Source organism: Ilyobacter sp., assembly GCF_041583315.1.
Taxonomy (GTDB): Bacteria; Fusobacteriota; Fusobacteriia; order Fusobacteriales; family Fusobacteriaceae; genus Ilyobacter.
On sequence record NZ_JBFHGC010000329.1, the window covers coordinates 1 to 3,372 of the forward strand.

Annotated in this window: 3 protein-coding genes; 2 read left to right on the forward strand and 1 reads right to left on the reverse strand. The window is 33.7% G+C overall.

Annotated features, from left to right (window positions below):
- Positions 1–160: 160 nt before the first annotated feature.
- Positions 161–733, forward strand: coding sequence for a nitroreductase family protein (locus ABZA26_RS10785; RefSeq protein WP_372714534.1), 573 nt, complete (start codon positions 161–163; stop codon positions 731–733).
- Positions 734–766: 33 nt separating this feature from the next.
- Here the strand turns inward: ABZA26_RS10785 and htpG are convergent, their stop codons facing one another.
- Positions 767–2,656: a molecular chaperone HtpG gene (gene htpG / locus ABZA26_RS10790; protein WP_372714535.1), complete on the reverse strand. Its 1,890-nt coding sequence runs from the start codon at positions 2,654–2,656 to the stop codon at positions 767–769.
- 260 nt (positions 2,657–2,916) lie between these two features.
- Between htpG and ABZA26_RS10795 the strand changes: the two genes are divergently transcribed.
- Positions 2,917–3,372 (forward strand): ABC transporter substrate-binding protein (locus ABZA26_RS10795; protein WP_372714536.1); only part of this gene is annotated, 456 nt, incomplete at its 3' end.

The window sequence follows — 3,372 nt, forward strand, 5'->3', positions numbered from 1 at the left end:
TGGGGAGATTTTTTTTATTATTTTATTAAGATAAGAAAAAATCATACTAAATTTAGCAACTTCTAACTAAAATCCCCGGCGAATCCGTTCAAATATTATCCTTGAAAAATAAAATTAGTTTCTCTATAATAGTATAAAATAAAAAACAGGAGGTAAAATTATGATCTATGAATTAATTAAAAATACAAGGTCTGTAAGAAGCTTCGGAGAAAAAAGAATAAGTAAAGAAGAGATTAAAGAAATAATGGAATGCGTCAGACTGTCCGGTGCCAGCAGAAACCTTCAGGGAATAAAGTATATAACTGTAATCAAGGAAGATAATCTCAAAAAAGTGTTTCCCCTTACCCACTGGGCTGGTTTGCTGAGCTGGAATCCCTCTGAATCAGAGAGTCCTTCAGCATATATCATTATGTGCAGCGATAAAAACCTTCCACTTCCTGATAAATCTCTCTACTGCGATATAGGAATAGCCGCTCAAAATATCATGTTAAAAGCCAAAGAGATGGGATACGGCGGATGTATGATCGGAAACTTTGACAAAAATAAAGTAAAAGAGGCTATGAATATTGCAGATGATTATCAGGCAGAGCTTATAGTGGCTCTAGGAGAACCTGCAGAAGAGATAAAAATTGTCGATGTCAAAAACGGAAACATCAATTATTATAGAGATGAAAACAATGTACACTATGTGCCCAAAAGAGCTTTAAGTGAACTTATAATTGATGAAAAATAAAAAGACAGAGGGCGACCCAAAAGGGTCTGCCCTCTATTTTGATGCTTTTATCAAAAGGTTTGTTATCTTATTGGAAAATTCCACAGGATCATCTAACTGGAACCCCTCTACAAGAAGAGCCTGGTTGTAGAGAATATCAGCATACTCTCCCATCTCTTCAGGAGATCTTTCATATATTGATTTCAAAGCCTTAAACAAGTTGTGAGACGGATTTATCTCAAGAATTCTTTCGGCTTTTACAGAATGTTCCTGTCCCGGCATCTCCTTCATGACTCTTTCCATCTCAAAGGAAATCCCGTTTTCACCGCTTACCAGACATACCGCACTTGATTTTAGTCTGTTTGTTAATTTTACTTTAGAAATTTTATCCTTTAAGACCTTCTGAATCTCATCCAGAAGATCCTTATTTTCCCCTTCGCTCTCTTCCAACATCTTTTTTTCTGTCTCATCTTCAAGACCCAGGTTGGATTCAGTCACGGATTTAAAGGGTTTCCCGTCAAACTCCATGAGAGTCCTGATTGCAAACTCGTCTACACGCTCATTCAGAAAAAGTACTTCATACCCTTTTTCTTTTACAGCTTCCATTTGAGGCATTTTTTTCAGTGAGTCAAGATCCTCTCCTGAAACATAGTATATTTCCTTTTGATCCTCACTCATTCTGGCTACGTACTCAGAGAGAGTTGTTTTATCATCGCTGAAAGTACTGTGGAAAATCAAAAGATTTTTAAGAGTGTCCCTGTATAATCCGTATTCACTGTATATACCGGCTTTTATATCCATACCAAAGGCGTCCCAGAAAAGTTCGTACTTTTCCCTGTCATTTTTTAATAGATTTTCCAGCTCTCTCTGAATTTTTTTCTGTATATTTTTACCAAGAGTCTGCAGTTGTTTGTCCTGCTGCAATATCTCTCTTGATATATTGAGAGAGAAGTCACTAGAATCCACAAGCCCCTTTATAAATCTAAAGTGATCAGGAACAAGCTGCTTACACTTATCCATAATAAAGACATTTTTGGTATAAAGCTGTAACCCCTTTTCATAGTCTTTAGTATAAAAATCCATAGGAGTTTTCGAAGGAATGTAAAGAAGAGCTGTATAGTCTATGTTCCCCTCTACCTTTATATGTATATTCATAAGAGGTTTTTCCCAGTCGTGAAATTTTGACATGTAAAATTCATTATATTCTTCTTCAGTTACGTCGTTTTTATTTTTTTTCCAGATAGGAACCATGGAATTTAAAGTCTCCATGGTTTTCACTTTTTTGTCCCCTTCTTTTTTTTCAACCTCCAGACTTATAGGGTATCTCACATAGTCTGAATATTTTTTGATAAGTTCTCTTATTTTGAACTCTTCCATATATTCATCATTGGGATTTTCTTCATCTTTTCTTATATGGAGAGTTATCTCTGTTCCTCTTTTTCCTTTTTTTGTTTCTTCAATTACAAAGGTATTTTTCCCATCAGACTCCCACTTATAAGCTTTTTCCTCTCCTGCTCTTCTAGTAACCACAGTAATTTTTTCTGCTACCATAAAAGCGGAATAAAAGCCCACACCAAACTGACCTATTATTTCCAAGTCTGACTGTTTCTTAGATTCTTTCAGTGCATTCATAAAAGCTTTCGATCCAGATTTGGCTATTGTTCCCAGATTACTAACCAATTCATCGTGATTCATCCCTATACCATTATCAGATATCTTCAGAATTTTTTTATCTTTGGATGCTGAAATTTCTATTTTAAACTCTTGATCTCCTTCTAAAAGACTTTTATCTGTAATGGATAAAAATTTAAGCTTATCTATAGCATCACTTGCATTTGAAACTAACTCTCTCAAGAAAATTTCCTTGTGAGTATAGATCGAATGGATTACCAGATTTAAAAGTTCACTAGTTTCTGTTTGAAAATTTAAAGTTTCTTTAGACATTCCTATCCTCCTTGTTAGCAGTTATTTGTAATGAGTGCTAACCATTTTTATCATATTTTCTTCTATGTGTCAAGTTTCCTCAATCATTTTTCATTAGAGAATATATTTCAATTTCGCTACTTTTTAAACCTTTTGTATATAATGGTTTATGCCACCTATAAAAAATAATATTTTTTTATTTAATTTGTAAAAATTTAAAAAATAGAATATTATAGTAGATATAAAAAAAATTTAGCTGTGAAGGAGAACTGTTTAAAATTATGAAAAAGGCTCACGCACTAATAATACTCTTAGTATTTTTAATAATTTCGACATGCTTAATATTTTTTTCAAATCCTTTGTCAGATTCTATAAAGAAAAAATCTGACAAATCAAATAAAAATGAAATTAATATTTTTTTCAATTATGAACCAAAAACTATTGATCCTTCAAGGGCAGCAGATAACTATTCTATAGGGATCATTAAAAACACCGTAGAGGGACTCACCAGGATTTCAATAAATTCCAAAGGAGAAGAAGTTCCGGAAAAAGCCGGGGCAGTTTCATGGAAGGTAGAGGAAAATGGTAAAAAATGGACCTTCTTTCTGAGGGAGTATAAATGGGAAGACGGAAGACAAGTCACAGCAGAAGATTTTGAGTATGGTATAAAAAGAAGTCTTGACCCAAAAACTGCTTCTCCTATGGCATATCTACTATACCCCATAAAGAATGCAGAA